The organism is Streptomyces piniterrae, assembly GCF_005048155.1.
In the GTDB taxonomy this organism is placed as follows: Bacteria; Actinomycetota; Actinomycetes; order Streptomycetales; family Streptomycetaceae; genus Streptomyces; species Streptomyces piniterrae.
This window is the reverse complement of record NZ_SUMB01000017.1, coordinates 139,673-166,448: the sequence shown is the minus strand read 5'-3', so window position 1 is coordinate 166,448 and position 26,776 is coordinate 139,673. Positions and strand designations below refer to the sequence as shown.

Sequence of the window (26,776 nt, the reverse complement as noted above, 5' to 3'; positions counted from 1 at the left end):
GTGCGTTTCGGCCTTTCGGCTTCTTCGCGGTTCCAACCTTACCAGATCCGTTTCCGTCTCCGGCCCCCTGTTGGAGCGGGGTTGACCGTCCGGCTTTCGCTTTTCGGCCTTTCCGACTCTATCAGATTCGATTTCGTTCCGTTGCCGGTTCGAATTCAGTTCCGATTCCCCGTCGGCGGGGTGTTGCGCCTTTCGGCGCGGTCACTACTTTAGCGGAATTCCTCGGTGACTCAAATCGAGTCGGTGCAATCGAATTTCGGCATGCCGAAATTGATCCCGGTGAGGGGCCGTGCAGTAGTGGTGTGCCGCGATGCGGCGGGATGGCTACCGCAGAACCGTTCCGGCTCCGTGGCAACTCGGAGAACACTACGGATGAGGCAGACCCGTGTCAACTTGAGTCAGTCGAGGTCGTTCAGTCGTCCGCCGGCGTCCGGTTGGGCGTCCTCCACGCGGCGCAACAGGCGGGTCAACACCTCGCCGAGGAGGTGTCGTTCCTCGCTGGACAGGTCCTGGAGGAGGTCGCCTTCGAAGACCGACGCCAGGCGCATCGCCTCGAGCCACTTCTCACGACCCTCGTCGGTGAGCTCGACGATGACGCGGACCCGGTTCTTCTCGTCGCGCTCTCGTGTGACCAGGCCCTCGCTCGCCATGCGGTCGATGCGATGGGTCATGGCGGCCGGTGTGAGGCCGAGGCGTTTGGCGAGCTCGCCGGGGCCCATCCGGTAGGGCGCGCCGGCGAGGACCAGGGCTTTGAGGACTTCCCATTCGGCGTTGCTCAGGCCGAGCGTGGCGGTCTGCCGTCCGTAGGCGACGTTCATCCGCCGGTTGAGGCGCTGAAGTGCGGAGACGACCTGTTCCACCTGGGGGTCGAGGTCCTGGAACTCACGCTGGTAGGCCGCGATCTGTTCCTCGAGGCTCGGCTCGGCCGTGTCGGCGGCCGTATCTGAGGGCTCAGGCATGCGGCGCAGTATGGCATGGAAGTCATTGGCGTTGAAGTCCTTCTCTGTGTACTCTTTAACTTCGAACTTTAGCTTCGAAGTCTTCAGGGTGTGACTGTTCGGTCCGCCGAGGGTGTCGGGGCCTGGTGGGTTCGTCCTCTTATTCGTCTTACGACATGACCTAGGTAGGTGAGTGTGACCACCGCGATGGGCGCAGCTCTGCGCCGGATCCAGCTGGGGAACGCGCTGAGCGCGTTCGGCAACGGCTTCACGGTTCCGTATCTGTACGTCTATGTGGCGAAGGTGCGCGATCTCGGTGCGAGTACGGCCGGAGTGGTGCTGGCGATGCTGGCGGTGGCCGCACTGGTCGTTCTGCCGTTGACCGGGCGGGTCATCGACCGGCGCGGGCCGCTGCCGGTGGCCATCGCCGGTACGGTCTCCGCCGCCGTCGGTGCGCTGGGGCTCGGGCTGTCCGCCACGGAGCCGCTGGTCATCGCGTCCGCCATCGCACTCGGTGCGGGTATAGCGGTGATACAGCCGGCTCTCGCGACGATGATCGTGTGGTGCTCGACGACGGTGACCAGGTCACGGGCGTTCGCCACCCAGTTCTTTCTGAACAACCTCGGTCTGGGTGTCGGTGGGCTGGTCGGCGGTCTTCTGGTCGACGAGACGCATGCGGCGAGCTTTGTGCGGCTGTTCGCCATCGAGGCCGTGATGTTCCTGGTGCTCGGTGCGGCGATCGCGAGCGTGCGGCTGCCTCGGGCGCCGAAGGTCGAGGACGCGGTGCCGACCGAGGAGCGGGCACGGGGCGCCTGGCGGGCGCTGTTCGCCGACCGGCGGATGATGTGGCTGTGTGTGCTGGGCTTTGTGCTGTTCTTCGCCTGCTACGGGCAGTTCGAGTCGGGCCTCGCGGCGTACGCGACCGAGGTCACCCGGATCCCGCCGGCCACGCTGGGTATCGCGCTGGCGGCGAATACGGCGGCGATCGTGGCGGCGCAGTTCGTGGTGCTCAAGCTGGTCGAGCGGCGGCGGCGCAGCCGGGTCATGGCGCTGGTCGGGATGATTTGGACGGTGGCGTGGATCGCGGCCGGGGTGTCCGGGCTGGTGCACGGCGCGCAGGTGGTGGCGACGGCGCTGCTGATCTCCACGTACGCGCTGTTCGGTATAGGTGAGTCGATGCTGTCGCCGACGGTGGCGCCGTTGGTGGCGGATCTGGCGCCGGCCTCGCTCATCGGGCAGTACAACTCGGTGTTTGCGCTGGTCAAACAGCTTGCGCTGGCGGTTGGGCCGGCGGTGGGTGCGTTGATGGTGGGGCATGGGATGTACGTGGCGTACATCGCGATGCTGGTGGTTTGTTCGGTGGGGATTTCCGGGTTGGCGATGCGGTTGGGGCGGATGCTTCGTCCTGCGCAGGACAATCCGCAGCGGGCGGTGGTGGTGGCTCGTGCGGCGCGAGCCGAGGCGTCGGAGCAGGTGGCCGCGGCCGCTTGATGTGCCGCGGTCCCGCCCCTTCCCGAAGCCGGGGCGCGGCCCCGGGCCCCTGGTTCGCCGGCAGCGGCCTGCCCACAACGGAAGCGCCAGGTGCCTAGCCCTTGGGTAGGGCGAATTCGCACCAGACCGCCTTGCCGCCGCCCGGGGTTCTGCGGGAGCCCCAGGAGGAGGCGATGGTGGCGACGATGGAGATGCCCCGGCCGGCTTCGTCGGCCGGTTCGGCTCGGCGGCGGCGGGGGAGGTGGTCGTCGCCGTCGGTGACTTCGATGATCAGGCGGCGGTCGGTACGGCGCAGCCGCAGGCGCATGGGGGGTGTGCCGTGCTGGAGGGAGTTGGCGACCAGTTCGCTGGCCGCCAGGACCCCGAGGTCGTGCAGCTCCGGGGAGAAGCGCCAGGACGCGAGGACGCCGGAGGCGAAGGCGCGGGCGCGCGGGGCCGCTTCGGTGCCGCCGTGGAGTTCGAGGGCGGCGTTGTGGAACAGCTCGGCGTCGTGGCCGGTCCGTTCGGGGTGCTGGAGGACCAGGATGGCCACGTCGTCGTCGTGCGTGGCGGTGATGCCGAGGGAGCGGAGCAGCCGGTCGCAGACGATGTCGGGGGCACCGGTGGCGCCGGCGAAGGCGCGCTCCAGGGCCTCCACGCCGTGGTCGATGTCCTTGTCGCGGCGCTCCACGAGGCCGTCGGTGTAGAGGACGGCGCTGGATCCGGGGCCCAGGGGCACCGCCCCCGAGGTGTGCAGCCAGCCGCCGGTGCCCAGGGGCGGTCCGGTCGGCTCGGCGGCGCGGCGGACGGTGCCGTCCGGGTCACGGACCAGAATGGGGAGATGGCCGGCCGAGGCGTAGACCAGGCGGCCCTCGTTCGGGTCGTGGACCGCGTAGACGCAGGTGGCGATCTGGCTGGCGTCGATCTCGGCGGCCAGGCCGTCCAGGAGTTGCAGGACCTCGTGCGGCGGGAGGTCGAGGCGGGCGTAGGCGCGGACGGCGGTGCGCAGCTGGCCCATGACGGCGGCGGCGCGCACCCCGCGGCCCATGACGTCGCCGATGACCAGAGCCGTACGCCCGGCGCCGAGGGTGATGACGTCGTACCAGTCGCCGCCGACCGCGGCGTCCGTGCCGCCGGGCTGGTAGGTGGCGGCCACGCGGAGATCGTCGGGCTGCTCCAGTTCCTGGGGAAGCAGCGAACGCTGGAGGGTGACCGCGGCCTCGCGCTGGCGGGCTTCGCTGGCCCGCAGCCGCTCGGCGGATTCGATCTGGTCGGTGACATCGGCGCCGAAGACGAGGACGCCCTTGTGCGGGGCGACGCAGGCGACTTCCGGATCGGGCGCCGGGCCGCTGGCGGCGACCTCGATGGGAGTGCAGGTGAAGGTGTAGTAGCCGTCGCGGGAGCGGTCGGATCCCGTGGCGCCCGGGACCTTGCGGGATTTGACGGTGCGGGGCTTGCCACTGCGCAGGACCTGGTCCATCAGCGGGAGCAGGCCGAGTTCGTCGAGCTCGGGGAGGGCTTCGCGGGCGGTGTGGCCGGCCGGGCGGGGTCCGAAGACGCCGGCGTAGGCGCCGTTCACGTAGGCGAGGCGGTGCTCCGGTCCGTAGACGACGGCCACCAGGGCGGGGATGGTGCCGAGGATGTCGTGGACGGACAGCGCGTCGACGGTGGGCGGCAGGGTCACGGGGATGGCGGTCTCGGCGGCGGCCGTTTCCGGCTGCTCGGTGTGCTCGGCCCGGGCCGCTGGGACGGCGCCGGAGCCGGCGGCGGGCGGGCCGTCCGGCGCGGTCTCGCGTGTGCCGTCCGCGGCGGGCGGGACGGGCGGGGTCTCGGCGGGCGGGGTGACCGGTGCGGCGGACGCGGGGCGTGGCGTGGCGCGGTCGGACCGGGCGGCGGCGCGCCGCTGTGTGCCGGGGAGTTTGGCGCTCCAGCGCGTGAAGATCACGGAGGTGTACCTCTTACTTCGCGTCGTCGCGCGGGGTCGGGCCGTCGGCTTGGGGGTACCGCCCGGCCGAAGGCTGGGAAACGGTCGGCTGGGGGCACTCGCGGCGCCCTCTGGCGGAATGCAGCAAACGTCCAGAATCCTCGTGATTGTCACTCTTTGCAGATACGAGCCCACCCATGGTCACACGTCCAGTGTGGCCGACCGGACTGACATCCGTCAGACGTCGTGGACCGCCGCCGAAGTTCCGCGCCGGGGCCATTCGGGTGACCCGGCGGCTGACGGCCCGTCAATCGGTCGCCGGCCGGCCGGGCGAGCCGGTCAGCTGGCTTCGTTGTGGCGGCCGGTGCCCGCGGCGAGTTCGAACTCGGCGCGCGGGTTCTCCAGCGAGCCGAGCGAGACGATCTCGCGCTTGAACAGGCCCGCGAGGGTCCATTCGGCGAGCACCCGGGCTTTCCGGTTGAAGGTGGGCACCCGGCTGAGGTGGTAGACGCGGTGCATCAGCCACGCCGGATAGCCCTTCAGCTTGCGTCCGTAGACGTGCGCGACGCCCTTGTGCAGACCGAGCGAGGCCACCGATCCGGCGTATTTGTGCGCGTAGTCGTGGACCGGGCCGCCGCGCACCGCGGCGGCGACGTTCTCGGCGAGCACCTTCGCCTGCCGGAGGGCGTGCTGTGCGTTGGGCGCGCACTCCGCGGGCGGTTCGTCGGGTTTCGCTGGCGGTTCGGCCGTCAGGTCCGGGACCGCGGCCGCGTCACCGGCGGACCAGGCGTGTTCGACGCCGTCCACCTGGAGCGCGGCGGTGCACTTGAGCCGGCCGCGGCCGTTCAGCGGCAGTTTGGTCGCGGCCAGGATGGGGTGCGGTTTGACACCCGCGGTCCACACGAGGGTCCTGGTCGGGAAGCGGGCGCCGTCACTGAGCACGGCGACCCGGTCCTCGCAGGAGTCCAGCCGGGTGTCGAGACGTACGTCGATATTGCGTCCGCGCAGCTCGCGTACGGCGTACCGGCCCATGTCCGGGCCCACTTCGGGCAGGATGCGGCCGGTCGCCTCGACGAGGATCCACTTCATGTCGTCGGGCTGGATGTTGTGGTAGTAGCGCGAGGCGTAGCGGGCCATGTCCTCCAGTTCGGCCAGCGCCTCCACACCCGCGTAGCCGCCGCCCACGAACACGAAGGTCAGTGCCGCGTCGCGGATCGCGGGGTCGCGGGTGGAGGACGCGATGTCGAGCTGTTCGAGGACGTGGTTGCGCAGCCCGATGGCCTCTTCGACGGTCTTGAATCCGATGCCGAAGTCGGCCAGGCCCGGGACGGGGAGGGTGCGGGAGACCGAGCCCGGCGCGAGGACCAGTTCGTCGTACGCCACGCTGATGGCGCCGTCGCCCGACTCCTCGGCGGCCAGGGTCTTGATGGTGGCCTTCCGCTCGTCGTGGTCGATGGCGGTGACCTCGCCGATGACGACCTTGCACTGTGGCAGCACCCGCCGCAGCGGTACGACGACATGGCGCGGCGAGATGGAGCCGGCGGCCGCCTCGGGCAGGAACGGCTGGTACGTCATATACGGCTCGGGATCGACGACGATGACTTCCACCGCTCCCCGCCGCAGTTCCTGCTTCAGCTTCCGTTGCAACCCGAGGGCGGTGTACATCCCCACATAGCCGCCGCCGACAACGAGAATGCGCGCCACGTCGTTTGCAGACACAGGCTTCACAGAGGTTCTCCTCGCGATGTCGACCGGGCCCGGGGCGGCACCGATCCGGTGGCCGGCCGGCGGCACGGTCACCTCGGGCACTGCGCCCCCGGGAAAGCACAGCACTGCCTCCATGACGCACCCCCGACGCGCCTTTGTCCACAGGCCCGGCGAAATGGATGACCCGGCGCGGAGATTGAGACGGATGGTCACGTTCCGCTTGCGCGGCGGAAGGTGTGCAGGTCAGAGGGTTGGCGGCGGGGAAAGCGAGGGGACGGAATCGGGGCGGATCGGGCCCGTTGCGCCGATCGGGGGCGCAGTGTGCGGAACACCCCCTTCATTCTTGACCCGGGCTCAACTATGTTCGTATCTCGTTGGGGTGCACCCTCTCGTCGGTACGCCCCGATACGTCAGGGCGGGGAGTCTCCGGGGGGAGACGTTCATTACCGGGGGAACACTATGCACATTCAGGGCTCTCAATGGCCGACAGCCGTCGCTACGGCACACACATCCGGCGGCGGCAACGGGAACAGCGCGAATGGCAATGGCGGCGGTAACGGCGCCAGGGAAAACGGGGGAAACGGCGGCGCCGGACTGGCGATAACCGGTCACGGCCCCGGCGGCCGGAGCACACCGCTGCGGGTGGACGCCCAGCGCAATCTGGAGCATGTGCTGCGCGCCGCGCGCGAGGTCTTCGGCGAGCTGGGATACGGCGCGCCCATGGAGGACGTGGCCCGGCGGGCCAGGGTCGGTGTCGGGACGGTCTACCGCAGGTTCCCGAGCAAGGACGTCCTGGTCCGGCGGATAGCCGAGGAGGAGACCTCACGGCTGACGGACCAGGCGCGTGCCGCGCTCGGCCAGGAGGACGACCCGTGGTCGGCGCTCTCCCGTTTCCTGCGGACGTCGGTCGCCTCGGGTGCCGGCCGGCTGCTGCCACCGGGCATCCTGCGGGTGAGCGCGAGCGCCGACCGGCTGCCGGAGGACGTGGCGGAGGCGCGGGTGCCGCAGCAGCGGGTGGCGCCGGCGGCGGACGGCCCGTCCGCAGACCTGCGGGTGGTCGCCCAGCGCGTCGCGCCGCAGGACGAGCGGGGCGCGGCGGAAGCGCCGGAGGCCGTACCGGAGGCCGAGGAGACCGCCGGCGCGCAGGCGCTGCTGGAGGTCGTGGGGCGGCTTGTGGAGCGCGCCAGGACGGCCGGTGAGCTGCGGTCCGATGTGACGGTCGCCGATGTGCTGCTGGTGATCGCCACTTCCGCGCCGTCGCTGCCCGACCCGGGTCATCAGCAGGCCGCTTCCGCGCGTCTGTTGGACATTCTGCTGGAGGGGCTGCGCTCGCGCCCCGTCCGGTGAGTTCCGGCGGCCGGCTCCGTCCCGGCGTGCCCAGCGAGTGGGCGCGCCGGGCGGGGCGGCGTCGCCGGCGTCCAGGACCGGGCGGGCCGGTCTCGCCCGCAGGCGGTACGGCCGCACGGTCGCGCGCGGTGTGCCCTGTATGGGTGGCATTGCGCTCCGTACGAGTGATCGCGCGCTCCACAAGGGCGCGAACGTCCTCCGTACGAGTGAACGGCGGGGCCGTCGCGCCAGGGCGCGCCTCGGATGAGTGGATGCCTGTAGTGGCCGTGAAGCCTGGGCCATCGATGTGGCACGCTTGCGCGGTGTTCCGGTGTGACGGCGTGTTCGGGGGCCTCGGCGATGGGTGTTGACGGGCGGGACGAGCGGCGCGGCGGCGAGACCGGTGCCTCCGGGCAGCCCCAGGGGCCGTCCTCGGGACAGGTGCCCGGCCAGACCGGACCGATGGGGGCGACTTCCCCGGCGAGCGGTTCCGCCGGCCGGAACGACCGTGCCGAGGGCCGGCAGAGCCACAGCGTGCCGGCTCAGCGCGAGCGCTCCGGCGGTGTCGGTCCTGTGGTGCCCGCCGACTTCGGGGATGTGGAACTCCCGCCCTCCGACGGCCAGTTGATCGCCGACATGCGGGCCGGCGACGACAGCGCGTACGAGGAGATGTACCGCAGGCACGCCGCCGCGGTTCGGCGCTATGCGCGCAGCTGCTGCCGGGACACGCACACCGCGGAGGACCTGACCGGCGAGGTCTTCGCCCGCACCCTCCAGGCGGTGCGCGGCGGCGCGGGGCCCGACACCGCGGTCCGCGCCTACCTCCTGACGACGGTCCGCCGGGTCGCCGCATCCTGGGCGAAGACCGCGAAACGCGAGCAACTGGTAGAGGACTTCGCGGTGTTCGCGGTGACCGCGGCCGGGTCGTCGATGGACGGCGACACCCTGGACCTGGGCGCCGACGTCCGCGCCATGCACGAGGCCGAGCAGTCCATGGCCGTACAGGCCTTCCGGAGCCTGCCCGAGCGCTATCAGACGGTGCTGTGGCACACCACCATCGAGGACGAGTCGCCGAGCCAGGTCGCCCCGCTGCTCGGGCTGACCGCCAACGCCACCGCCGTGCTGGCGCACCGCGCCCGCGAGGGCCTCAAGCAGGCCTATCTGCAGGCGCATGTGAGCCAGTCGCTGACCTCGGGCGGCGACTGCGCGCGCTACGCCGACCGGCTCGGCGCGTACGCCCGCGGCGGCCTGCGGATGCGCGCCGAGCGAGGGCTGCGCAAGCATCTCGACGAATGCGCCCGGTGCCGTACGGCCGCGCTGGAGGTCGCGGACGTCAATGAGCGGATCGGCGCGGTGCTGCCGGTCGCGGTCGTCGGCTGGTTCGCCGCCGGGTACGCCGTCAAGGCGGCCGCGGTGGGCGTCGCGGGCGCGGCGGCGGGTGCCGGTGCGGCCGCTGCCGCCGGAGGTGCCGGTTCCGGTACGGCCGGGAGCGCAGGCGGAGCTGCCGTGAGCGAGGGGCTCGGCGCACCGGTCAAGGTCGGTGTCGGGGTCGGGATGGTGGCCGCGGCGGGTGCGGCGCTCGCGCTGGTGCTGATCAGCGCCCCGAGGCCGGCGCCGCACACGGAGGCCGAGCCGAGCCGGCCGGCCCCCTCGTCCCCGCCGGCGCCGCGCAAGCCGTCGCCCAAGCCCACACAGGCCGGGGCGGAGCCGTCGGCCCCGCCGGCGGCCGCGTCCCGGCAGGAGCCCGCGCCGAAGCCGCCGGCACCGACGTCGAAGCCCACCGTGAATCCGGCCCCGCCCAAGCCGACGCCGACACCGACGCCGCCCGAGTCGACGCCCACACCGCCCAAGCCCACCCCGAAGCCGCCTCCGCCGTCGCCGGCCCCGACCCCGTACCGGGTCAACGCGCTGGACTACGACTTCGCCGGCGACGGCACCAAGCCGGAGGTGCGGGCGTTCAGCAGCACCTGGATGTGGCAGCGGCAGCAGCCGCGCGTCGACGGCAGGGCATATCCGCACGGCGTGAGCGTGCACGGGTCGTCCTCGGTCCTCATCGACCTCAACCGGAAGTGCACCTCGTACGACGCCTTCGCGGGTGTCGACGATCTCAGCCTGGGGCTGGGCGCGCTGCGCTTCTCCGTCTACGGGGACGGGGAGCGGCTGTGGCGCTCGGGCGTGGTGCGCGGCGGGGAACCGGCGGTGCCGGTGCATGTCCCGCTGGACGGGCGCAAGACGCTGCGCCTGGTGGTGGAGCCGCAGTCGCCGGCTGATGTGGTGGCCTTGGGGGACTGGGCCCAGTCGCAGATCAGTTGCTGAGAGGTGCTGCCCCTCGGGGGCAGCACTTCGCCTCACAGACGGGCGCGGGGAACCACTCCGCCGGCCACCGCCCGTTGGCGCGGCGCCGACGCACCCGTCCAGCACGTTCCGCGCCGCGCCGTCAGCCGGCGCAGCCACAGCTCCGTGGCGACCAGCTCCGCCAGACCGTCCAGCGGCAGCGCCGCCCCTTCGGAGGCCGAGCGCAGCGCCTTCCGCACCACTCGCGCCTCCACCAGGCCCGCGTCGGCCAACAACGGAGCATCGAAGAGCGAGACCAGATCTCCGACGGCGCTGCGCAGCCCGGCGCGCACCGCGGCCCCGTGGGTGACATGCGAGGTGGCGCCCCACCCGGAGGGCAGATCCCGTACGCCGGCGCCGGAGAGCACCGAGCGCAGCACCGCGGCGCGCGCGCCCGGCTGCACCCGCAGGGTGTCCGGAAGGGCCCGGCAGGCGAGTACGACCTGGTTGTCGAGGAAGGGGGCGTGCAGCCGCTGGTCGCGGATCTCCGCGGCCTGTTCGAAGACGCGGTGGTCGGCGGCCTGGCGGGCCAGTGCCGCACGGGCGCGCCGCTCCCCCGGGCGGCCCCCGGCGGGCGTACGGGTCGCCGCGTCCCCGAGCCGAACCGATACTTCGGCCAGCGCCTCCCCCGTGAGCCAGCGCGCCGCGGGCCCCGGGCGGCACCAGGCGAGGGCGGCCAGCGAGGCGTCGACGGCCCCGCCGGTCACCGGTTCGTCGGCGAACTGCCGCTCCATGAGGCGGCGCGCCGTATCGGCTATGCCGACTCCGTAGGGCGTACGGGCGAGCTTGCGGGCGGCCCGGTAGACGGTGAAGGGGACCAGGACGGACTGCGCGGACGGGCCGTCGGCCTTGGCGAGCGCGGTGACCGGCCGCAGCAGGGGGCGCCGGCGGCGGTCCAGGAGGAGGTCGGCCAGGCGGGCGGGGTGGGCGTCCAGGACCTGGCGCGCGCCCTGCCCGACGAAATGGTCCGCGCTGCCGGCCAGCAGCCGCCGTCTGTGGCGTCCGGCCATGATGAGGGAGGGCCCTGGCTCGTCGGTGAGCGGGCCGCTGTCGAGGTCCGCGTACGGGAGGGCCTCTTCGCCGGCCGCGACGACGACATGGTGCAGACGCGGGTTGTCGGCGATGCTGCGGGCGCGCTCCAGTTCGGCCTCGCGGTAGGCCCGACCGCCGTTCGTGGCAAGGTCGTTGAAGGTGACGGCGAGGAGCCGTTCGCCGTGGCCGTTGAGCCTTCCGGGCTGGCCGGGGAGGCCGGCGGCCAGGAGGGCGAGGGTTCCGGAAGCACTGCCTCCGGACAGGTCGGCGCCGATGCCGGGGGCCGGGGCACCGCGTGCGGCGCGCCGCTCGGCCGGCCCCATGCCGGGCACCGGGCCGGGGTCGAGGCCGGCCGGGCCGTCGGGGTCCGGGGCGTGCCGCGGGCCCGCCAGCCGGGCGCGGACGGCCTCGATCAGGGCCTCGCGGACGCCGTCCACGGCTTGTTCCGGGGCGAGTTGGGGCGCGGCGACGGCGAGCGAGGCGGTCGGCTCGTAGGAGGTGATGTCGCTGGCGCCGCCGCGCAGTACCAGCGCGTGGCCGGGCGGGATCCGGCGGACGCCCTCGTACGGGGTGCCGGCGCCGAGCGCCTCGGGGGCGTCCGGACAGGCCAGCAGCGCGGCCAGGTGGCCGACGTCGAGGCTGGCCTCGATGAGGTCGGCGAGCGGGAGGGCGGCGGTCGCGTACGCGGTGCCGCCCGCCCACGGGGTGTGGAAGACGGGGCGGGCGCCGGCCAGATCGCCGGTGACCGTGATGCGGCGGCCCACCTGGACGACGACGGTGTAGCTGCCGGGCCAGGCGGTGAGGTGGCGCAGCGCGCCCCCGCGGGCCGCGAACAGCCCTACGCGCAGCTGGTCGTTGGTGGCGCCGCAAACGCCGAAGACGGCGAGCCGGGTCTCGGGGTCGGCCTGGACGACGCGGACCTCGTCCGGCCGCCAGTCGCCCACCGCCCACAGCGGATCCGGGTCGCCCCACAGGAGTTGGGCGCCTACGGGGAGGACGGTGCGGCCGTCCCCTGTGGGCGCCGGTCCCGTGGCGGTACTGCTCCACCCCACCAACCAGCGCATCGCCGCCTCCACCCGAATCCCCGTCCGCCGGGGGCCAACGGCCGCCCGTACAGCGGATTGCCAAGCTGTTGTGCGGACCATGCTGCCATGGCGGGGGCGCACAGGAGATGCCAAAGAGACCCCGTATGCGGGCTGTTCACACCTCGGAAGCGGGGCGGGCAGGGCCCGGGACGGCCGCGCGGCGGTCGTGGCGGCGGGCCCGGCGGGCGACAACAATCGCCCCGGGCGGCCCCCCGTGTGGCCCCCGGGACGCCCCCTGGCCGACGGCGGCGCGAAAACATCACCCACCACATTTCAGCCAAGTTCCGTTCCCTACTGCCCAGTTGACGCGTTCGGGTGTCGTGTCAACCGGTGAGACGACCGGCGGGCGGCCGGCCTGCGCGACAGTCCGGGAGACGGGCTTCGCCTCCCGGACTGGACCGCCACCCGCGGGGAATGAGGTGGCGGTGTCCCCCAGCCCACTGGATCCAGTGCAGCGGGCCGACCCACGCAGGACCCATGGAAGCGCTCCCGCCGGAGGGCGGGCAGCGCGCACGGACGGGCGCACGGGCACACGTACCCGGAGCACATGCCAATTCCCGCACCCCTGTTTGAACATGAATCTCGCCATCCGGGACACCGGCCCTTAACGGTCGGGATCCGGCGAACTACTCTGGGTGGACGCATGCCCCGGGGTACCGGGGAGGCTGTCGCTGTGTCGAGGGGTGCGCATGTCCAGGGATATACGCGGGCCGAACGAGAAGCTCGGCACCGTTCTCGCCCTCGCGGGGATCAGCAATGCCGGACTGGCACGCCGGGTCAACGACCTCGGTGCGCAGCGTGGACTGACGCTTCGTTACGACAAGACGTCGGTGGCGCGATGGGTTTCCAAGGGCATGGTGCCCCAAGGCGCCGCGCCCCACTTGATCGCGTCCGCGATCGGCAGCAAGCTCGGGCGGCCGGTGCCGCTGCACGAGATCGGCCTGGCCGACGCGGACCCGGCGCCCGAGGTCGGCCTGGCGTTCCCCCGCGATGTGGGCGCGGCGGTGCGCTCCGCGACCGAGCTGTACCGATTGGATCTGGCCGGGCGGCGGGCCGGTGGCGGCGGCATCTGGCAGAGCCTGGCCGGATCTTTCGCCGTCAGCGCGTACGCCACTCCCGCCTCGCGCTGGCTGATATCCCCGGCGGACAGTTCGGTGGCGCGGGAGGCCGCCGAGGCGCGCGACAAGGACGCGGCGGCGGCCGGGGACGCCGGGGTCCCGCAGCACGTCGGCCACAGCGATGTCACCAAGCTGCGCGAGGCGGCCGAGGACGCGCGCCGCTGGGACTCCAAGTACGGTGGCGGGGACTGGCGTTCGTCCATGGTGCCGGAGTGCCTCCGGGTGGACGCGGCGCCGTTGCTCCTCGCGTCGTACAGCGACGAGGTGGGCCGCGCGCTGTTCGGGGCGACCTCCGAACTGACCAGGCTCGCGGGCTGGATGGCCTTCGACACGGGCCAGCAGGAGGCCGCTCAGCGGTACTACATCCAGGCGCTGCGGCTCGCCCGCGCCGCCGCCGATGTGCCGCTGGGGGGATATGTCCTGGCCTCCATGTCACTCCAGGCGACCTACCGCGGTTTCGCCGACGAGGGCGTGGACCTCGCGCAGGCCGCCCTCGAACGCAACCGCGGCCTGGCGACGGCCCGCACGATGAGCTTCTTCCGGCTGGTGGAGGCGCGGGCGCAGGCCAAGGCCGGGGAGGCGCGCGCCTGTGAGGTGGCGCTGAAGGCCGCCGAGGGGTGGCTGGAGCGCTCGCGGAGCGGCGACCCCGACCCGTCCTGGCTCGACTTCTACTCGTACGAGCGGTTCGCCGCGGACGCCGCCGAGTGCTACCGGGATCTGCGCCTGCCGCGCCAGGTCCGCCGCTTCACGGAGCAGGCGCTGTCGCGTCCCACCGAGGAGTTCGTGCGCTCCCACGGGCTGCGCCTTGTCGTTTCGGCTGTCGCCGAACTGGAGTCCGGCAATCTGGACGCGGCGTGCGCGGCGGGCACCCGCGCGGTCGAGGTGGCAGGGCGGATCTCCTCGGCCCGCACCACCGAATACGTCCGCGACCTGCTGCACCGCCTGGAGCCGTACGGGGACGAGCCCCGGGTGGTGGAGCTGCGCGAGCGCGCCCGGCCGCTGCTGGCGGCGCCGGCTTAGGGCCTGGGGGGCGACGCCGGGGTGCGTGCGGGGCTGGGGCCGGGTCTGGGCCGCGTGTCGGCGCTGCGGGGCAGCGGCGCTTCGCGCTCACGGCTTCGGGATCATCGCGCCGCGATCACTGCGGCGCTTCGCGGCCCTCGCGCACGGTTCACCGCGCGCCGTCGCCGCTCGCCATCACCACTAGTCATTGCCGCATTGTCAGTGGTGACCGTCATGATGGAGTACGTCGTGGGCGATGACGCGCGGGCCCGCGGCCATGGGCGGGTCTGCGGTCATGCGGTTGGGGAGGTGCAGTGGCGGCGTACGACTGCGACGTGCTGGTGATCGGTGCCGGCATCGTCGGACTGTCCACGGCCGAGGCGATCACGCGTGCCGCGCCCGGCACCCGGGTCGTGGTCCTGGAGAAGGAGCCGGGGCCGGCCCGCCATCAGACCGGGCGCAACAGCGGCGTGATCCACAGCGGTATCTACTACCCGCCCGGCTCGCTCAAGGCCCGCTTCGCCCTCCAGGGCTCGGCGGAAATGGTCAAGTTCTGCGCGGAACATGACATCCCCCATGAGGTCACCGGCAAGCTGATCGTCGCCACGGACCGCGCCGAGCTGCCCCGGCTGCACGGCCTGATCCAGCGCGGCCGCGAGCACGGCATCCCGGTGCGCGAGCTGGGCCCCGCCCAGATAGCCGAGTACGAGCCGGAGGTCCGCGGCCTGGCCGCCATCCACGTCGGCACGACCGGCGTCTGCGACTTCGGTGCGGTCGCCCGTCGGCTCGCCGGCCTCGCCATGGAGGCCGGCGCCCGGATCGCGTACGGCGAGGAGGTCACCGCCATCGGCCGCCGCCCCGGCCGGGTCGCGGTCCGTACCGCCGGCGGGACGGTCTACCGCGCCCGCGCCCTGGTCAACTGCGCCGGTCTGCAGTGCGACCGCATCGCCCGGCTGGCCGGCGACCCTCCGGGCATGCGGATCGTCCCCTTCCGCGGCGAATACTTCACCCTCGCCCCGGAGCGCGCCTCCCTGGTCCGCGGCCTGGTCTACCCGGTCCCCGACCCGGCCTTCCCGTTCCTCGGCGTGCACCTCACCCGCGGCATCGACGGCGCCGTCCACATCGGCCCCAACGCGGTCCCCGCCCTGGCCCGCGAAGGCTACGACTGGCGCACCATCCGGCCCGCCGAACTGGCCGGGACCCTCGCGTTCCCCGGCGCCTGGCGGATAGCCCAGCGCCACTGGCGCTACGGCGCCGGTGAGCTGCACCGCTCACTCTCCCGGCGCGCCTTCACCGACGCGGTCCGCCGTCTGCTTCCGGCAGCCCGCGAGGAAGACCTGCGCCCGTCGCCGTCCGGCGTCCGCGCCCAGGCCGTCCTCCCCGACGGCACCCTCGTCGACGACTTCCTCTTCGCCGAATCCCCCGGCATCGTCCACGTCCTCAACGCCCCGTCCCCGGCAGCCACGGCGTCGCTGCCCATCGGGCGGGAGGTGGCGGGGCGGGTGCTGGGGGTGCTGGGGCGGGTCTGAAGGCGGGATGCCGGGGCGCGCTGGGGTCTGGGGGCCGCGGCCCGCGCCACCCGGCGGTGGCCGGGGCCGGCGACCGCATGGGGCTACCAGGGCCCGACCGCGGCGGCGGGCGCCGGCTGCGCCCACGCCGGGGACCGCCCGCTCGCTCCATCCGTAGAATCGAAGCACTGTGTCCGAGAATCCCGTCACCGCCGTAACCGTGACTCCCGCAAACGTGTCCCCTGAAGCGGGCGCCCCGGCAGCCGCTGCCCCGGCCGTTCCGGCTCCGTCCACCGGCTCCGCCGTGGCTGCCGGCCCGGCTGCCCCAGCCGGTGCCGCCGCTTCCGGCGGGTCCCGCCGGAGCGAGCCGATGTTCCCCGATGGGACCGGGCCCGCCGCCGACCCCGCGGGCTCGCATCATGAGCGCCGGATCCGCTCCTTCCAGCCCCGTCGCAGCCGGGTCTCGCCCAGCCAGGCCGATGCGCTGCGCCGGCTGTGGCCCAAGTGGGGCCTGGACATCGACGGGCTCTCCCGTATCGATCTGGACGCGTTCTTCGACGGCCGGCCGGTCGTCCTGGAGATCGGCTTCGGCATGGGCGAGGCCACGGCGCAGATGGCCGCCGCCGACCCGGACACCGGCATCCTCGGCTGTGACGTGCACACCCCGGGCCAGGGCAATCTGCTCGGTCTCGCGGAGCGGAACGGCCTGTCCAACATCCGGGTGGCCAACGGCGACGCGATCATCCTCCTGCGCGAGATGCTCGCCCCCGGCTCGCTCGCCGGGCTGCGCGTCTACTTCCCCGACCCGTGGCCGAAGAAGCGCCACCACAAGCGCCGCCTGATCCAGCCGGAGTTCCTCTCCCTGGCCACCACGCGGCTCGCGCCGGGCGCCCTCGTCCACTGCGCGACGGACTGGGAGCCGTACGCCGAGCAGATGCTGGAGGTCCTCTCCGCGGAACCGACGCTGGAGAACCTCTACCCCTCTTATGCGCCCCGGCCGGAGTTCCGCCCGCTCACCAAGTTCGAGGGCCAGGGCCTGGACAAGGGCCATGTCGTCCACGACCTGCTCTTCCGCCGCCGCGGAGACTAGGCGGGGCCCAGGTTCCGCCGGGCAGACGGAACCTCGTCAGGCGGTCACACCAGACGGTCACGCCAGGTGGCCTGGTCGGGCGGGGTCTTGCCGGGCGGTCTTGTAGGGCAGCCTCGGCGGCGGCGTCAGGGCGGTCTCGGCGGTCACATCAGACGCTCCCGGCGGCCTCGTTAGGGTCGTTACGTGCATCCGTCGTACCCGCCGTCCTCGTCCCCGTCCTCGTCCCCGTCGTCACCCCCGTCGCCCCCGTCGTCGCCCCAGCCGCCCGCCCCGGAGTACGCACCCACCTCGCACACCACCGCCTCCCCCGTCCGTCCGGCTCCCTGGCACAACGCGACCCTCCGTGCCATCGCCGTGGTGTCAATGCTCGCCCTGTCCGGCGTGCTCATCATCGGCATGGTCCGCCGCCAGACCGGCACGGAAGGCTTCCTGGTCGGCCTGGGCCTGGCCACCTTCCCCGTCCCGCTCCTCATCGCGGCGTTCTGCTGGCTCGACCGCATCGAGCCCGAGCCGTGGCGCAACCTCGCGTTCGCCTTCGCCTGGGGCGCCTGCGCCGCCACCTTGGTCGCGCTCGTGGCCAACGGCTTCGCGACCGACTGGCTGACCGCCAACATAGCCTCCACGTCCCCCTCGGAAGCCGAGGCATGGGGCGCGACGGCCATCGCCCCGATCGTCGAGGAGTCGGTCAAGGCCGCCGCCGTCCTCCTCCTCTACCGCTTCCGGCGCAGCGACTTCGACGGCATCACGGACGGCATCGTCATCGCCGGGATCACCGCCACCGGCTTCGCCTTCACCGAGAACGTCCTCTATCTGGGCAGCGCCTTCGGCCAGGACCAGTCCATGGGCCACTCCGGGCTGGACTCCCTCACCGCCGGCACCTTCTTCATCCGCATCATCGTCTCCCCCTTCGCCCACCCCCTGTTCACCATCCTCACCGGCCTGGCATTCGGCATCGCCGCCACCCGCTACCCCCGCCACCGCGCCGCCCGGACCGCGCTCGCCCTCCTCGGCCTGCTCACCGCCGTCCTCCTGCACGCCATCTGGAACGCCGCCTCATCCCTCGGCGACCTGGGCTTTCTGACCGTCTACGGCCTCTTCATGGTCCCGGTCTTCCTCACCCTCAGCTGGCTCGCCATCTGGGCCCGCCACCAGGAACTCCTCTCCCTACGCGGCTATCTCGCCCCGTACACGGCCACCGGCTGGCTCTCCCCCGCCGAGCCCACCGCCCTCTCCTCCCTCAAGACCCGCGCGCTGGCCCGCGACATAGCCCGCCAGGCCCATGGCCCCGCCGCTGCCCGCGCCGTAACCGAATACACGGCCCTCGCCACCGCCCTCTCCTTCCACCGCCGCCGCGCCCACCTCACGGGTGCCACCGCGGACTTCACGGCGCGGGAGCGGCATCTGTTGGAGCACCTCTGGCACTACAGGGGATGGGCGCAGCCCGCGCTGGCGGAGGCCGCGCAGGCAGCTCACCGATCAGCCCAGCGGGCCCGATGCTGACGAATGCATTCCACCTTTATGTGATGCTCTTTCGCCTTGGTCAAGGCCGCTTCGAATCCCCGGTTCAGCCCGTTCAGCACCTTGAGATCATCGGTAAGTTGAAGAGCACCTCGGTCAAACAACACATGGCAATTAGGGCAGAGACAGAGAACGTTCCCTATCGTGTCCGGACCGTCATGGGGCTTACCCAAAGCCTGAATATGAGCCGCCTCGCTGTACGCCTCGCCGCCAGGCGACACCTTCCTTGCCGTCGCCCGGAACGCGGGATTGCGGCTTCAGGGGTTGCGGCTCCGCCTTCTCACCCGGCGCCAGCTTCAAGAGCTTGAATTGGCAGACGAGAAAGCCCTCTTTGCCAATCGTCATCCAATGCTCGGCGACCCGGAACAGGCCGCAGTGGGCAGCGCCACACAGCCCGGCGACGTAGGCTCGGAGTATCTGCTCTGAGGAGGTTCGTAGTAATGGCTGGGATTCCGACGGCAATTGTGGCCGCGGGTGGCATTGTCGGTGGCTACGGCGTAGCCCGCTGGACCAAGAAGCGGCCGCTCGGTGGGGTGGCGTTGGCCGCGGCTGGGGCTGTGGCGGCGCGGGGGTGGCAGCAGAAGGCCGGGAATGCGACGGCTGCCGCATTGAGTGGGGCTTATGTGGCGGCGTTTGCGGGGTCGCATCCGCTGGCCAAGAAGGTGGGGGCCTGGCCCTCGGTGTTCGCGGTGGCGGGTGGGGTGGCGCTCGCGTCTTGGCTGGCGGTCGATCGTAGGAAGTAGGCAGTGGGTAGGAAGTAGGGGGCGGGGAGGGTTGTCCCCCCGCCCCCTACGCAGCTGTCGCCTCGCTCAGGCCGACGCCTCCGTCAGGAGGGCCAGTTCGGTTTCGGTGAGGGTGAGGTCGGCGACCGCGAGGAGGGCCGGGAGTTGGGCCACCGTGCGGGCGCTGGCGATGGGTGCGACGACGGTGGGCTGGGCGGCGAGCCAGGCCAGGGCGACGGTGGCGACTTCGGCGTTGTGGGCCGCGGCGACGGTGTCGAGGGCCTGCAGGACGCGGACGCCCCGGTCGGTCGAGAGGTGCTTGGCCGCGCCCGCGGAGCGGACGCTGTCGACGGCCGTGCCCGGACGGTATTTGCCGGTCAGGAAGCCGGAGGCAAGGGCGTAGTACGGGACCGCGGCCACGCCGTTACGGGCGGCGACGTCGGCGAGTTCGCCTTCGTAGGTGTCGCGGGAGACCAGGTTGTAGTGCGGCTGGACGGCGACGTAGCGGGCCAGGCCCTCGCGGTCGGAGAAGGCCAGGGACTCCTCCAGACGCCGCGCGGAGATGTTGGAGGCGGCTATCTCGCGGACCTTGCCGGCCTGGACGAGGTCGTTGAGTGCGCTGAGGAACTCCGACACCTCGACCGACTCGTCGTCGTAGTGGGTGTAGTAGAGGTCGATGTAGTCGGTGCGCAGGCGGGAGAGGGAGTCCTCGACCGCCGACTTGATCGTGGTGGCGGAGAGGCCCTTGTAGTCGGGGTGGGCGCCGACCTTGGTGGCGATGACGATGTCCTCGCGGTTGCCGCGCGTGGACAGCCAGTTGCCGATGATGGTCTCGGATTCGCCGCCCTTGTTGCCGGGGGCCCAGGCCGAGTACACGTCGGCGGTGTCGATGAAGTTGCCGCCGCCGGCCACATACGCGTCGAGCACGGTGAAGGATTCCGCCTCGTCGGCCGTCCAGCCGAAGACATTGCCGCCGAAGGAGAGCGGGGAGACGGACAGCGAGCCGAGGGTGCGGGTGGCGTGGGGGGTGCTGTGATTCGCGGTCATATGAGGGTTCAGCGCTGAGGGGAGGGGAGTTATTCCCGGATAACCCTGAAATGACTCGGGGTTGCCCGCGAGTCGTTTCCCCTCCCCCGGCCGACCGGCAGACGTAGACCGTCGGAAGCCGATCACCAGAAGCCGACGTCAGACGTCGGTCCTCAGACGCTGACCCCGTGCTCGCGCAGCCACGGCATCGGGTCGATCGGGTCGCCGGCACCCGGGCGGACCTCCAGGTGGAGGTGGGGGCCGGTGACATTGCCGGTGGCGCCGACGCGGGCGATGACGTCGCCGGTGTTGACCTTGCCGGAGGTCTTCAGCATGGAGGACAGATGGCAGAACCAGAGTTCGGTGCCGTCGTCGAGGGTGAGCACGATGCGGTAGCCGTACGAGCCGGCCCAGCCGGCCTGGGTGATGGTGCCGGAGTGAACCGCCTTGACGGGAGTGCCGGTTGGTGCGGCGAAGTCCTGGCCGGTGTGGTCCGCGGCCCAGCGGTCGCCGGCCTGGCCGAAGCTGGCGGTGAGGGTGTACGAGGTGAGCGGGGCGACAAAGCTCCGCGCGAGCCTGGCGAGGCGCTCGGCCTCGGCCTTCCTGCGGGCCTCCTCCTCGGCCTTGCGCTTGGCCTCCAGCTCCGCCGCCTTCTTGGCGGCCGCCTCCTTTTCCGCCGCGTCCTGCTGCGCGGACGCCTCCTTCGCCGCCTGCTCGATGGCGGCGGTCTCCGCGGCGTCGCGCGCTTCCTGCTCGGCGGCGCTCTGCTGCGCGTCGGCCTGCTGGAGGATGCGGTTGCGCAGCGCCTCGCCGGCGTCGCCACCCTGGTCGGCATCGTCCTGGCTGAGGCCCGCGTGGGAGAGGGGGGCGGCGGAGTCGGCGGAGGCCGAGTCCGAGTCCCCGTCGGATATGAGCTCGCCTATGCCGGGCAGGGACTTGGCGTCCGGGAGCTTGTCCGATATGTCGTCGGCCATCCCGCCGATGTCCGGCATCGAGATCGGGACCGGCGGACGGTCCTCGGCCGTGGCGATCCCGCCCGCGCCGACCGCCGCGATGACGCCGACGCCCAGGACCGTGCTGCTGCGGGCGAGTCCGCCGCCGCGCTGCTTGCCCACCCGGTGCCGGCCGCGGACCGGACGAACGGATTCCTCGGTGGGGTTCCACTCCTCCCACGGTCCGTCGTCGTCACGGGCGCCCTCGCGGATGCCGTCACGCTCGCCGTCGCCGTAACCGAAGGCGGGACCGCGGCGATCGAACCGACCGGAAGCGACATAAGAAACAGGCGAGGCAGAAGGGCCGGATCCGTCGAAGGGGCCTCGGTCATCGAGGCCATCGGCGGGCAGAGCCTCTGGGGCAGGCCAATTGGACGCCACGGGGGCGCACTCCTTTCCTTCCTTCTCGCCTACCGGGTTAGCTGACGGGTTCGGAGCAGGAAGGTCTCCTACGGGCGCCTTCTGGCGGAGGTGCCCGATTCACCCCAAGGTGGTGGTTCCCCGGTTCCCTTGGTGCAGTTCGAGTGCTGGAGGTGCTGAAGTGCGCATGCTGGGATTCGGCGTCGGCGCGCGGTGCCGCCTCTGCGACGGCTGGGACGACCGCGCTGCGTTATCGGACAGTAATAGAGATCGAGGTCCTTTTCCAAGCCTTCCCGCGAATCCGTATGCGCTCGACAGGAGTTCGGCCAGGGGCTTTTCGCCCATCGAGACATCAAACCGGCGAGTTGACCGCGACCCTCCAAACGATCTTCGGGTGATTGTGTGCCAGTTGTTATGCGGAGGGATTCCCACCGATTACGGAGGGTGAGAGCGGTAACGCCGGATCATCCTCGTCGACGTCGGGACCTCGTCAGCGGCGCGCGGGCCGAGGGGGACGGCCGCGTCCTACGCCCCCAACGGCCGCTGCACCGCCAGCAGCGCCATATCGTCCGCCGGCGCCCCGCCCGAATGCCGTGAGACCTCCTCGACCACCGTGTCCAGGAGGTCGTCGGGGCCGAGGAAGTGGCGGCCGCGCAGCCGCGCCGTCGGGTCGTAGAACCTGCCCACCCGGTCCCGGGCCTCGGTCACTCCGTCCGTGAACAGCAGCAGCAGGCCCCCGGCCGGGAAGAACACCTCATCCGTCCGGTCCGGCCATCCCGCGACCTCGGTCATCCCCAGCGGCAGCGCGGGCGAGCCGGGGGCCAGCTCGCACAGGCCGCCGTCCGCGGCGATCAGCAGGGGCGACGGATGGCCCCGGTTGAGGACGCGCAGCACCGACTGCTCCTTGGTGGGGATCTCCGCGAGGACGGCGGTGGTGAACCCCTCGTACTCGTCGAGCCCCTCGCGCCGTTTGCCCTCCCGTTGCAGGGCCCGCTCCAGCCGGCCCGCCACCGCCTCCAGGGTGGCCTCCTGTTCGGCCGCCTCCCGGAAGGCGCCGATGACGATCACCGCGGCCTCCACCGCCCCCAGGCCCTTGCCCCGTACATCGCCGACGATCATCCGTACGCCGTGCGGGGTGTCCTGCACCGCGTAGAGATCGCCGCCGATACGGGCGTCGGCCCGCGCACCGACGTAACGCGCGGCGATCACAAGACCGGCCATCCGTTCCGGCGGCATGGGCAGCACGGCCCGCTGGGCGGCCTCCGACACGTCCCGTACGGAGGCCAGCCGGGCGTCGCTCCTGCGCACGACCCGGTTGATGCCGAGCGCCAACAGGGCGACCACGAGGACGGTGAGGGACTCGGTGACCGACTTCGTGTAGTTGTTCATGCCGTGGTACGTGATGACCGCGATCTCGCCGGCGAGGGCGGTCGCGGCCGTGAGAGCGGTGCCGCGCAGCGTGTAGAGCGGCGCCGCGACGAGGGGGGCGGCGGCGAAGAAGGGCGCCGCGGTGTACTGGGACGGGGTCGTCAGGTCGAAGGCGACCCCGCCGAGGATCAGGAGGGCGGGGAGCCAGCGCGCCAGCCGGCGGGCGAGCGGGGGCATCCCGTCATGGCGCGCCCGCCGCTCCTGCTCGTCCGTAGAGCTCCTGCCGCCTCGCAGCATCCGCACCGGCCTCTTTCCGCTCCCGCCCGTTCGTACGAACACCGTCGTCGGCCATCTCCCCAGGCTTTCCGCTGCGGGGCGACGCGGCGAGTCGTCCTGGGCCGGACGGGTCAACGGGACAACGGGGCATTGGGTGGGGGCGGGCCCCTCGTCGAAGTCGGCGCGGTGGGCGGCGACTTCGAGCCGCTCGCCCCCGCGCCGGGCGGCCGGGCCCGCCGTACCGCCGAGCCGGTGTCCCGCCAGACGCCGCCGGAGGCCGCGCAACCGCCACGCCACCGCCCCCAACGGCCCGCAACGGCCCGCAGCCGCCCCGATAGGCCGTCAGAAAGGCCGTCAGAAAAACGAGGGCCCGACCGGAACACCCGGTCGGGCCGTCGAACACGCAGGTCAGGCGCCGTGAGCGGCACCTCGTGCGGTGGGCCATCAGGGGCTCGAACCCTGAACCAATGGATTAAAAGTCCACTGCTCTGCCAATTGAGCTAATGGCCCGCACCGAGCAGCATAGCCCGAGCATGTGCCACAGCCCGAAAGCATTACCCATCTACCGCCGCATCGGCCGTTCCACCGGCCCGTCGGGCCGCCGGCCGCGTCGTGTCCCACGGTGCGCCCGCCCCATACCGCGCAGGGCCCGTACGGCACTTGCGTGACGTACGGGCCCTGCGGTGGAGCTCGATGGGGCCGACTACCGGCCCCGGACATCAGCCGTTGCGCTTCCAGCGCGGCTTGTCGTCGCGGCGGCCGAAGGAGCCGGTCGCGGTGCCGGAGCCGCGGTGGTCGTCGCGACGGCCGTAGGGACGGTCGCCGCCGGAGCGGTAGCCGCCCGAGGAGGGACGGCCGCCGGAACGGTCGTCACGGTTGAACGGACGGTCGCCGCCGCCGGAACGGTAGCCGCCGGAGGACGGACGGCCGGCGGAACGGTCATCGCGGTTGAACGGACGGCTCGGACGGTCGCCGCGGTCGCGGTTGAAGCCGCCACCGGAGCGGTCGTCACGGCGGTAGCCGCCACCGGAACGGTCGTCACGACGGTCACGCCCGAAGCCACCACGGTCGTCACGACGGTCGAAGGAACGACCACCCGACCGGTCGTCGCGACGGTCACGGTCGAACGACCGGCCACCGGAACGGTCGTCACGACGGTCGCGGTTGAAGCCACCGCCGGAGCGGTCGTCACGGCGGTAGCCGCCACCGGAACGGTCATCGCGACGGTCACGCCCGAAGCCACCACGGTCGTCACGACGGTCGAAGGAACGACCACCCGACCGGTCGTCGCGACGGTCGTCACGGCGGTCCCGACGCTCGAAGTTGCCGCGCTCGTCACGACGGTCGTCACGACGCTCGTAGGAGGAGGAACGGCGCGGCGCCTCGTCCGACGCGGTGGCCTGGGCCGGCACGGCGGCGGTCTCGGTCGCCTCGGCGGCCTCGACGGTGACGGCAGCGGCGGCGAGCGCCTCGGCCGGGTCCTCGCCACGCTCGCGAGCGGCGCGGGCGGTCAGCCGGTCCGCTTCCTCGCGCAGCTCGGCGGCGCGGCGCTGCAGCCGCTCCAGCTCGCGGGTCAGCTCGGCCACCTCGCGCTCCGCCTGCTTGGCGGAGTTGTTGGCCGACTCGGCCTGCACCTCGGTGAGCGACCGTGCGCCGGTGATCCGGGCGACGTCGTCGTCGAAGGCACCGGCGCCGCCGACGATGTGCCGCGAGGCGTCCACGCCCGCGTCCTCCATCAGGCGGAAGATCTGCCGGCGCTGGTGCGGGAGGGAGAGCGAGACGACCGTGCCGGACTGGCCGGCGCGGGCGGTACGGCCCGAGCGGTGCAGGTAGTCCTTGTGGTCACCGGCCGGGTCGACGTTCAGGACCAGGTCGATGCCGTCGACGTGGATGCCTCGGGCGGCGACGTCGGTGGCGACCAGCGCGTTGACGTAGCCGTCCTTGAAGTCGGCGAGCACCCGGGTACGCGCGCCCTGGGTCATGCCGCCGTGCAGCGCGTCCGCCTTCACACCGGCCTCGACGAGCTGCTCGGCGATACGGTCGGCGCCCAGCTGCGTCCGGACGAAGATGATGGTGCGGCCCTTGCGGGCGGCGATGGCGGCGGTGACCGGCGCCTTGTCCTTCGGCTTCACGACGAGGACGTGGTGGGTCATGGTCGTGACGTTGCCCTGGGCGCTGTCGACCTCGTGGCTGACCGGGTTGCTCAGGTAGCGCTTGACCAGCGTGCCGATCTCGTTCTCCATCGTGGCGGAGAAGAGCATCCGCTGGCCGCCGGCCGGCACCTGGTCCAGCAGCTCGGTGACCTCGGGCAGGAAGCCCAGGTCGGACATCTGGTCGGCCTCGTCGAGGACGGCGACCTGGACGGCCTCCAGGGAGCAGGCGCCGCGGTTGATGATGTCCCGCAGCCGGCCCGGGGTGGCGACGAGGATGTCGACGCCGCGCTCCAGGGCGTAGATCTGGTTGCCCATGGACGTACCGCCGCAGACGACCTTCATCTTCAGGCCGAGGACGTCGCCGTAGGGCTGGAGGGCGTCCGCGACCTGCATGGCGAGCTCGCGGGTCGGGGTGAGGATGACCGCGCGGGGCTTCTTCTTCTCGGTGTGGCCGCCGGCGAGCTGCGCCAGGGTCGGCAGACCGAAGGAGAGGGTCTTGCCGGAGCCGGTGCGGCCGCGGCCGAGGATGTCCTTGCCGGCCAGGGCGTCCGGGATGGTCGCGGCCTGGATCGGGAAGGGGGTGGTGACGCCGTTCTGCGCGAGCTTGCGGACGACGCCCTCGGGCAGTCCGAGGTCGGCGAAGGTGACGGTGTCGGTGGCGGCGGGGGCCTGCTCGGCCGCCTCGGTCACCTCGGGAGCCGTCTGCTCGTCGTGTGCGGGCATGACGGACTGCTCAGTGGAAATTGACATGCGAAATGCGAAACCTTCCGGAGTCTCGGCACGCGCCCAAACTCCGTGTGATTTCACAAAGACCGCCTCTATGCGGTCAGCCACGGCAAGGGAGAGAACGCGCCACGCGGCGCGCTTCTTTTCTGGCGCCGGGCAAATGGGATCAAACGATCTACCACCATACGCACCCTGCACCCCGGAAGGCAAATGACCTTCCGCCCATACTGCCGGCCGAGAGCTCCGCGCACCCGCCCGGCAATCCTATGCGGCCCTCACGCACCCGACTCCACCTGCGAAAACATCGGCGATTCCGGCGACAGCCCGGACGCGTGTGACGTAGGCGACGCGGGGCTGCTCGGCGGCGGGCTCGGCTTCGCGGTCGGGGTGGGAGAAGCCGGTGTGGGCATCGACGAGGACGGCTCGGCGGACTGCGACGGCGTCGGTCGGGCGGATCCGCTCCCGGACCCGCCGCCGTCGCCCGCGGACCCGCCGTGGCCCGCACCCGAGGTGGGCACCGGGCCGGACGGCTCCACCGTGCGCGAGGGCGTCTTCGGGGTGCGAGCCGGCGGCGTCCGGTCCGCCGACGGGTCCGCGGCCTCCTCGGCGCCGGCCGGGCGCTGCGCGGCCTCGTGCCCTATCCGCCGCGGCCCGTCGCCACCGCCGACCGCCGTCAGCCCGTCGGGCCCCGGTGCCCCGCCCTTCCCGTCGCCGGGCCGCGCGGCGCTGCCCGACGGCCTGGGCTCCGCAGGATCGCTCACGCTCATGCACCCGGCCAGCGAAGCGGCCAGCGCGGAAACGGTCACCGCGGCGGCGGTGACCCGGACCAGCGCGCGCCCGGCGGACGAGGAGGAAGACGCCTGGGACGCGGCGGGGGGCGCCGCGGAAGACAGCGTGGCGGCCTGGGACGGCACGGAAGGAAACGGCGCGGCGGCCGGGGACGACGGCAGCGGCGACGACGGGCGGGAGTGACGGGAAAGACGGACACGACAGAAAGGGATCGGGCGCACGGGCGGGACCTCCGGATCCGGAGCGCAGGGACGGCGGCGGCGGACGCCCTGCCCAACTCCCGCCCCCCGCTTGAGGACACGCGCCCCGCGCGCC

Annotated in this window: 19 protein-coding genes, 1 tRNA gene and 1 riboswitch; of the genes, 9 read left to right on the top strand and 11 right to left on the bottom strand. The window is 72.4% G+C overall.

The genetic code is table 11. From position 1 onward, the window contains the following. Positions 1–398: 398 nt before the first annotated feature. Positions 399–959, bottom strand: coding sequence for a MarR family winged helix-turn-helix transcriptional regulator (locus tag FCH28_RS35575; protein WP_136744541.1), 561 nt, complete (start codon positions 957–959; stop codon positions 399–401). Between the two features lie 174 nt (positions 960–1,133). On the opposite strand from FCH28_RS35575, the gene FCH28_RS35570 reads away from it, so the two are divergent. Next, positions 1,134–2,429, top strand: a complete 1,296-nt coding sequence (locus FCH28_RS35570; RefSeq protein WP_136744561.1) for an MFS transporter — start codon at positions 1,134–1,136, stop codon at positions 2,427–2,429. Between the two features lie 94 nt (positions 2,430–2,523). Here FCH28_RS35570 and FCH28_RS35565 read toward each other — a convergent pair whose 3' ends face one another. Both FCH28_RS35565 and FCH28_RS35560 read right to left on the bottom strand, forming a co-directional pair. Further along, entirely contained in the window at positions 2,524–4,353 is a 1,830-nt protein-coding gene (locus tag FCH28_RS35565) for an ATP-binding SpoIIE family protein phosphatase (RefSeq protein WP_136744540.1), read from the bottom strand. A gap of 318 nt (positions 4,354–4,671) precedes the next feature. Then, positions 4,672–6,051 (bottom strand): NAD(P)/FAD-dependent oxidoreductase, encoded by a 1,380-nt coding sequence (locus FCH28_RS35560; protein WP_136744560.1) that lies wholly within the window; start codon positions 6,049–6,051, stop codon positions 4,672–4,674. A gap of 447 nt (positions 6,052–6,498) precedes the next feature. On the opposite strand from FCH28_RS35560, the gene FCH28_RS35555 reads away from it, so the two are divergent. Together FCH28_RS35555 and FCH28_RS35550 are read left to right on the top strand one after the other, a co-directional pair. Beyond that, positions 6,499–7,386: a TetR/AcrR family transcriptional regulator gene (locus FCH28_RS35555; RefSeq protein ID WP_136744539.1), complete on the top strand. Its 888-nt coding sequence runs from the start codon at positions 6,499–6,501 to the stop codon at positions 7,384–7,386. A 339-nt stretch (positions 7,387–7,725) separates the two neighbouring features. Further along, a complete protein-coding gene (locus tag FCH28_RS35550; protein WP_136744538.1) occupies positions 7,726–9,681 on the top strand; it encodes a sigma-70 family RNA polymerase sigma factor in 1,956 nt (651 codons plus the stop codon). 32 nt (positions 9,682–9,713) lie between these two features. On the opposite strand, the gene FCH28_RS35545 is transcribed toward FCH28_RS35550, so the two are convergent. Then, a complete protein-coding gene (locus FCH28_RS35545; RefSeq protein ID WP_136744537.1) occupies positions 9,714–11,795 on the bottom strand; it encodes an asparagine synthase-related protein in 2,082 nt (693 codons plus the stop codon). 710 nt (positions 11,796–12,505) lie between these two features. On the opposite strand from FCH28_RS35545, the gene FCH28_RS35540 reads away from it, so the two are divergent. The 3 genes from FCH28_RS35540 (at position 12,506) to trmB (ending at position 16,531) form a co-directional block, all read left to right on the top strand. Then, a complete protein-coding gene (locus FCH28_RS35540; protein ID WP_136744536.1) occupies positions 12,506–13,954 on the top strand; it encodes an NsdA family TPR-like regulatory protein in 1,449 nt (482 codons plus the stop codon). 293 nt (positions 13,955–14,247) lie between these two features. Continuing rightward, the gene (lhgO, locus tag FCH28_RS35535) at positions 14,248–15,462 is read left to right on the top strand and encodes an L-2-hydroxyglutarate oxidase (protein ID WP_136744535.1); all 1,215 of its coding nucleotides are present in this window, start codon (positions 14,248–14,250) and stop codon (positions 15,460–15,462) included. 169 nt (positions 15,463–15,631) lie between these two features. Further along, positions 15,632–16,531, top strand: a complete 900-nt coding sequence (gene trmB, locus FCH28_RS35530; protein ID WP_136744534.1) for a tRNA (guanosine(46)-N7)-methyltransferase TrmB — start codon at positions 15,632–15,634, stop codon at positions 16,529–16,531. Positions 16,532–16,710: 179 nt separating this feature from the next. Here trmB and FCH28_RS40180 read toward each other — a convergent pair whose 3' ends face one another. Then, the gene (locus tag FCH28_RS40180; protein ID WP_169314336.1) at positions 16,711–16,881 is read right to left on the bottom strand and encodes a hypothetical protein; all 171 of its coding nucleotides are present in this window, start codon (positions 16,879–16,881) and stop codon (positions 16,711–16,713) included. A gap of 7 nt (positions 16,882–16,888) precedes the next feature. On the opposite strand from FCH28_RS40180, the gene FCH28_RS35525 reads away from it, so the two are divergent. Further along, the gene (locus FCH28_RS35525; protein WP_425472069.1) at positions 16,889–18,031 is read left to right on the top strand and encodes a PrsW family intramembrane metalloprotease; all 1,143 of its coding nucleotides are present in this window, start codon (positions 16,889–16,891) and stop codon (positions 18,029–18,031) included. On the opposite strand, the gene FCH28_RS35520 is transcribed toward FCH28_RS35525, so the two are convergent. Continuing rightward, a complete protein-coding gene (locus FCH28_RS35520) occupies positions 18,001–18,270 on the bottom strand; it encodes an HNH endonuclease (RefSeq protein ID WP_136744533.1) in 270 nt (89 codons plus the stop codon). The two genes, FCH28_RS35525 and FCH28_RS35520, sit on opposite strands and share 31 nt — an antisense overlap. 219 nt (positions 18,271–18,489) lie before the next feature. On the opposite strand from FCH28_RS35520, the gene FCH28_RS39585 reads away from it, so the two are divergent. Beyond that, complete coding sequence (locus tag FCH28_RS39585; RefSeq protein ID WP_136744532.1) at positions 18,490–18,792, top strand: hypothetical protein; 303 nt, start codon at positions 18,490–18,492, stop codon at positions 18,790–18,792. Positions 18,793–18,858: 66 nt separating this feature from the next. On the opposite strand, the gene FCH28_RS35510 is transcribed toward FCH28_RS39585, so the two are convergent. The 5 genes from FCH28_RS35510 to FCH28_RS35490 form a co-directional block, all read right to left on the bottom strand. Beyond that, positions 18,859–19,818, bottom strand: coding sequence for an aldo/keto reductase (locus FCH28_RS35510; RefSeq protein WP_136744531.1), 960 nt, complete (start codon positions 19,816–19,818; stop codon positions 18,859–18,861). A gap of 152 nt (positions 19,819–19,970) precedes the next feature. After that, positions 19,971–21,170, bottom strand: coding sequence for a M23 family metallopeptidase (locus tag FCH28_RS35505; protein ID WP_246103479.1), 1,200 nt, complete (start codon positions 21,168–21,170; stop codon positions 19,971–19,973). 11 nt (positions 21,171–21,181) lie between these two features. After that, positions 21,182–21,326, bottom strand: a riboswitch (cyclic di-AMP (ydaO/yuaA leader). A 348-nt stretch (positions 21,327–21,674) separates the two neighbouring features. Then, positions 21,675–22,814 (bottom strand): PP2C family protein-serine/threonine phosphatase, encoded by a 1,140-nt coding sequence (locus FCH28_RS35500; protein WP_136744557.1) that lies wholly within the window; start codon positions 22,812–22,814, stop codon positions 21,675–21,677. A 416-nt stretch (positions 22,815–23,230) separates the two neighbouring features. Continuing rightward, positions 23,231–23,303 (bottom strand) — tRNA-Lys (locus FCH28_RS35495). A gap of 209 nt (positions 23,304–23,512) precedes the next feature. Then, positions 23,513–25,696, bottom strand: a complete 2,184-nt coding sequence (locus FCH28_RS35490; protein ID WP_136744530.1) for a DEAD/DEAH box helicase — start codon at positions 25,694–25,696, stop codon at positions 23,513–23,515. Between the two features lie 378 nt (positions 25,697–26,074). Here FCH28_RS35490 and FCH28_RS38415 point away from each other — a divergent pair, with 378 nt between their 5' ends. Next, complete coding sequence (locus FCH28_RS38415; protein ID WP_169314335.1) at positions 26,075–26,644, top strand: hypothetical protein; 570 nt, start codon at positions 26,075–26,077, stop codon at positions 26,642–26,644. Positions 26,645–26,776 lie beyond the last annotated feature (132 nt).

What these genes read in the sequence shown, in the direction of transcription:
- FCH28_RS35575 (WP_136744541.1), bottom strand. Translation starts at nt 959, where the DNA reads ATGCCTGAGCCCTCAGATACGGCCGCCGACACGGCCGAGCCGAGCCTC.
- FCH28_RS35555 (WP_136744539.1), top strand. Translation starts at nt 6,499, where the DNA reads ATGCACATTCAGGGCTCTCAATGGCCGACAGCCGTCGCTACGGCACAC.
- FCH28_RS35550 (WP_136744538.1), top strand. Translation starts at nt 7,726, where the DNA reads ATGGGTGTTGACGGGCGGGACGAGCGGCGCGGCGGCGAGACCGGTGCC.
- FCH28_RS35545 (WP_136744537.1), bottom strand. Translation starts at nt 11,795, where the DNA reads ATGCGCTGGTTGGTGGGGTGGAGCAGTACCGCCACGGGACCGGCGCCC.
- FCH28_RS35540 (WP_136744536.1), top strand. Translation starts at nt 12,506, where the DNA reads ATGTCCAGGGATATACGCGGGCCGAACGAGAAGCTCGGCACCGTTCTC.
- FCH28_RS40180 (WP_169314336.1), bottom strand. Translation starts at nt 16,881, where the DNA reads ATGGCACGGAGGGTCGCGTTGTGCCAGGGAGCCGGACGGACGGGGGAG.
- FCH28_RS39585 (WP_136744532.1), top strand. Translation starts at nt 18,490, where the DNA reads ATGGCTGGGATTCCGACGGCAATTGTGGCCGCGGGTGGCATTGTCGGT.
- FCH28_RS35510 (WP_136744531.1), bottom strand. Translation starts at nt 19,818, where the DNA reads ATGACCGCGAATCACAGCACCCCCCACGCCACCCGCACCCTCGGCTCG.
- FCH28_RS35500 (WP_136744557.1), bottom strand. Translation starts at nt 22,814, where the DNA reads ATGCTGCGAGGCGGCAGGAGCTCTACGGACGAGCAGGAGCGGCGGGCG.
- FCH28_RS35490 (WP_136744530.1), bottom strand. Translation starts at nt 25,696, where the DNA reads ATGTCAATTTCCACTGAGCAGTCCGTCATGCCCGCACACGACGAGCAG.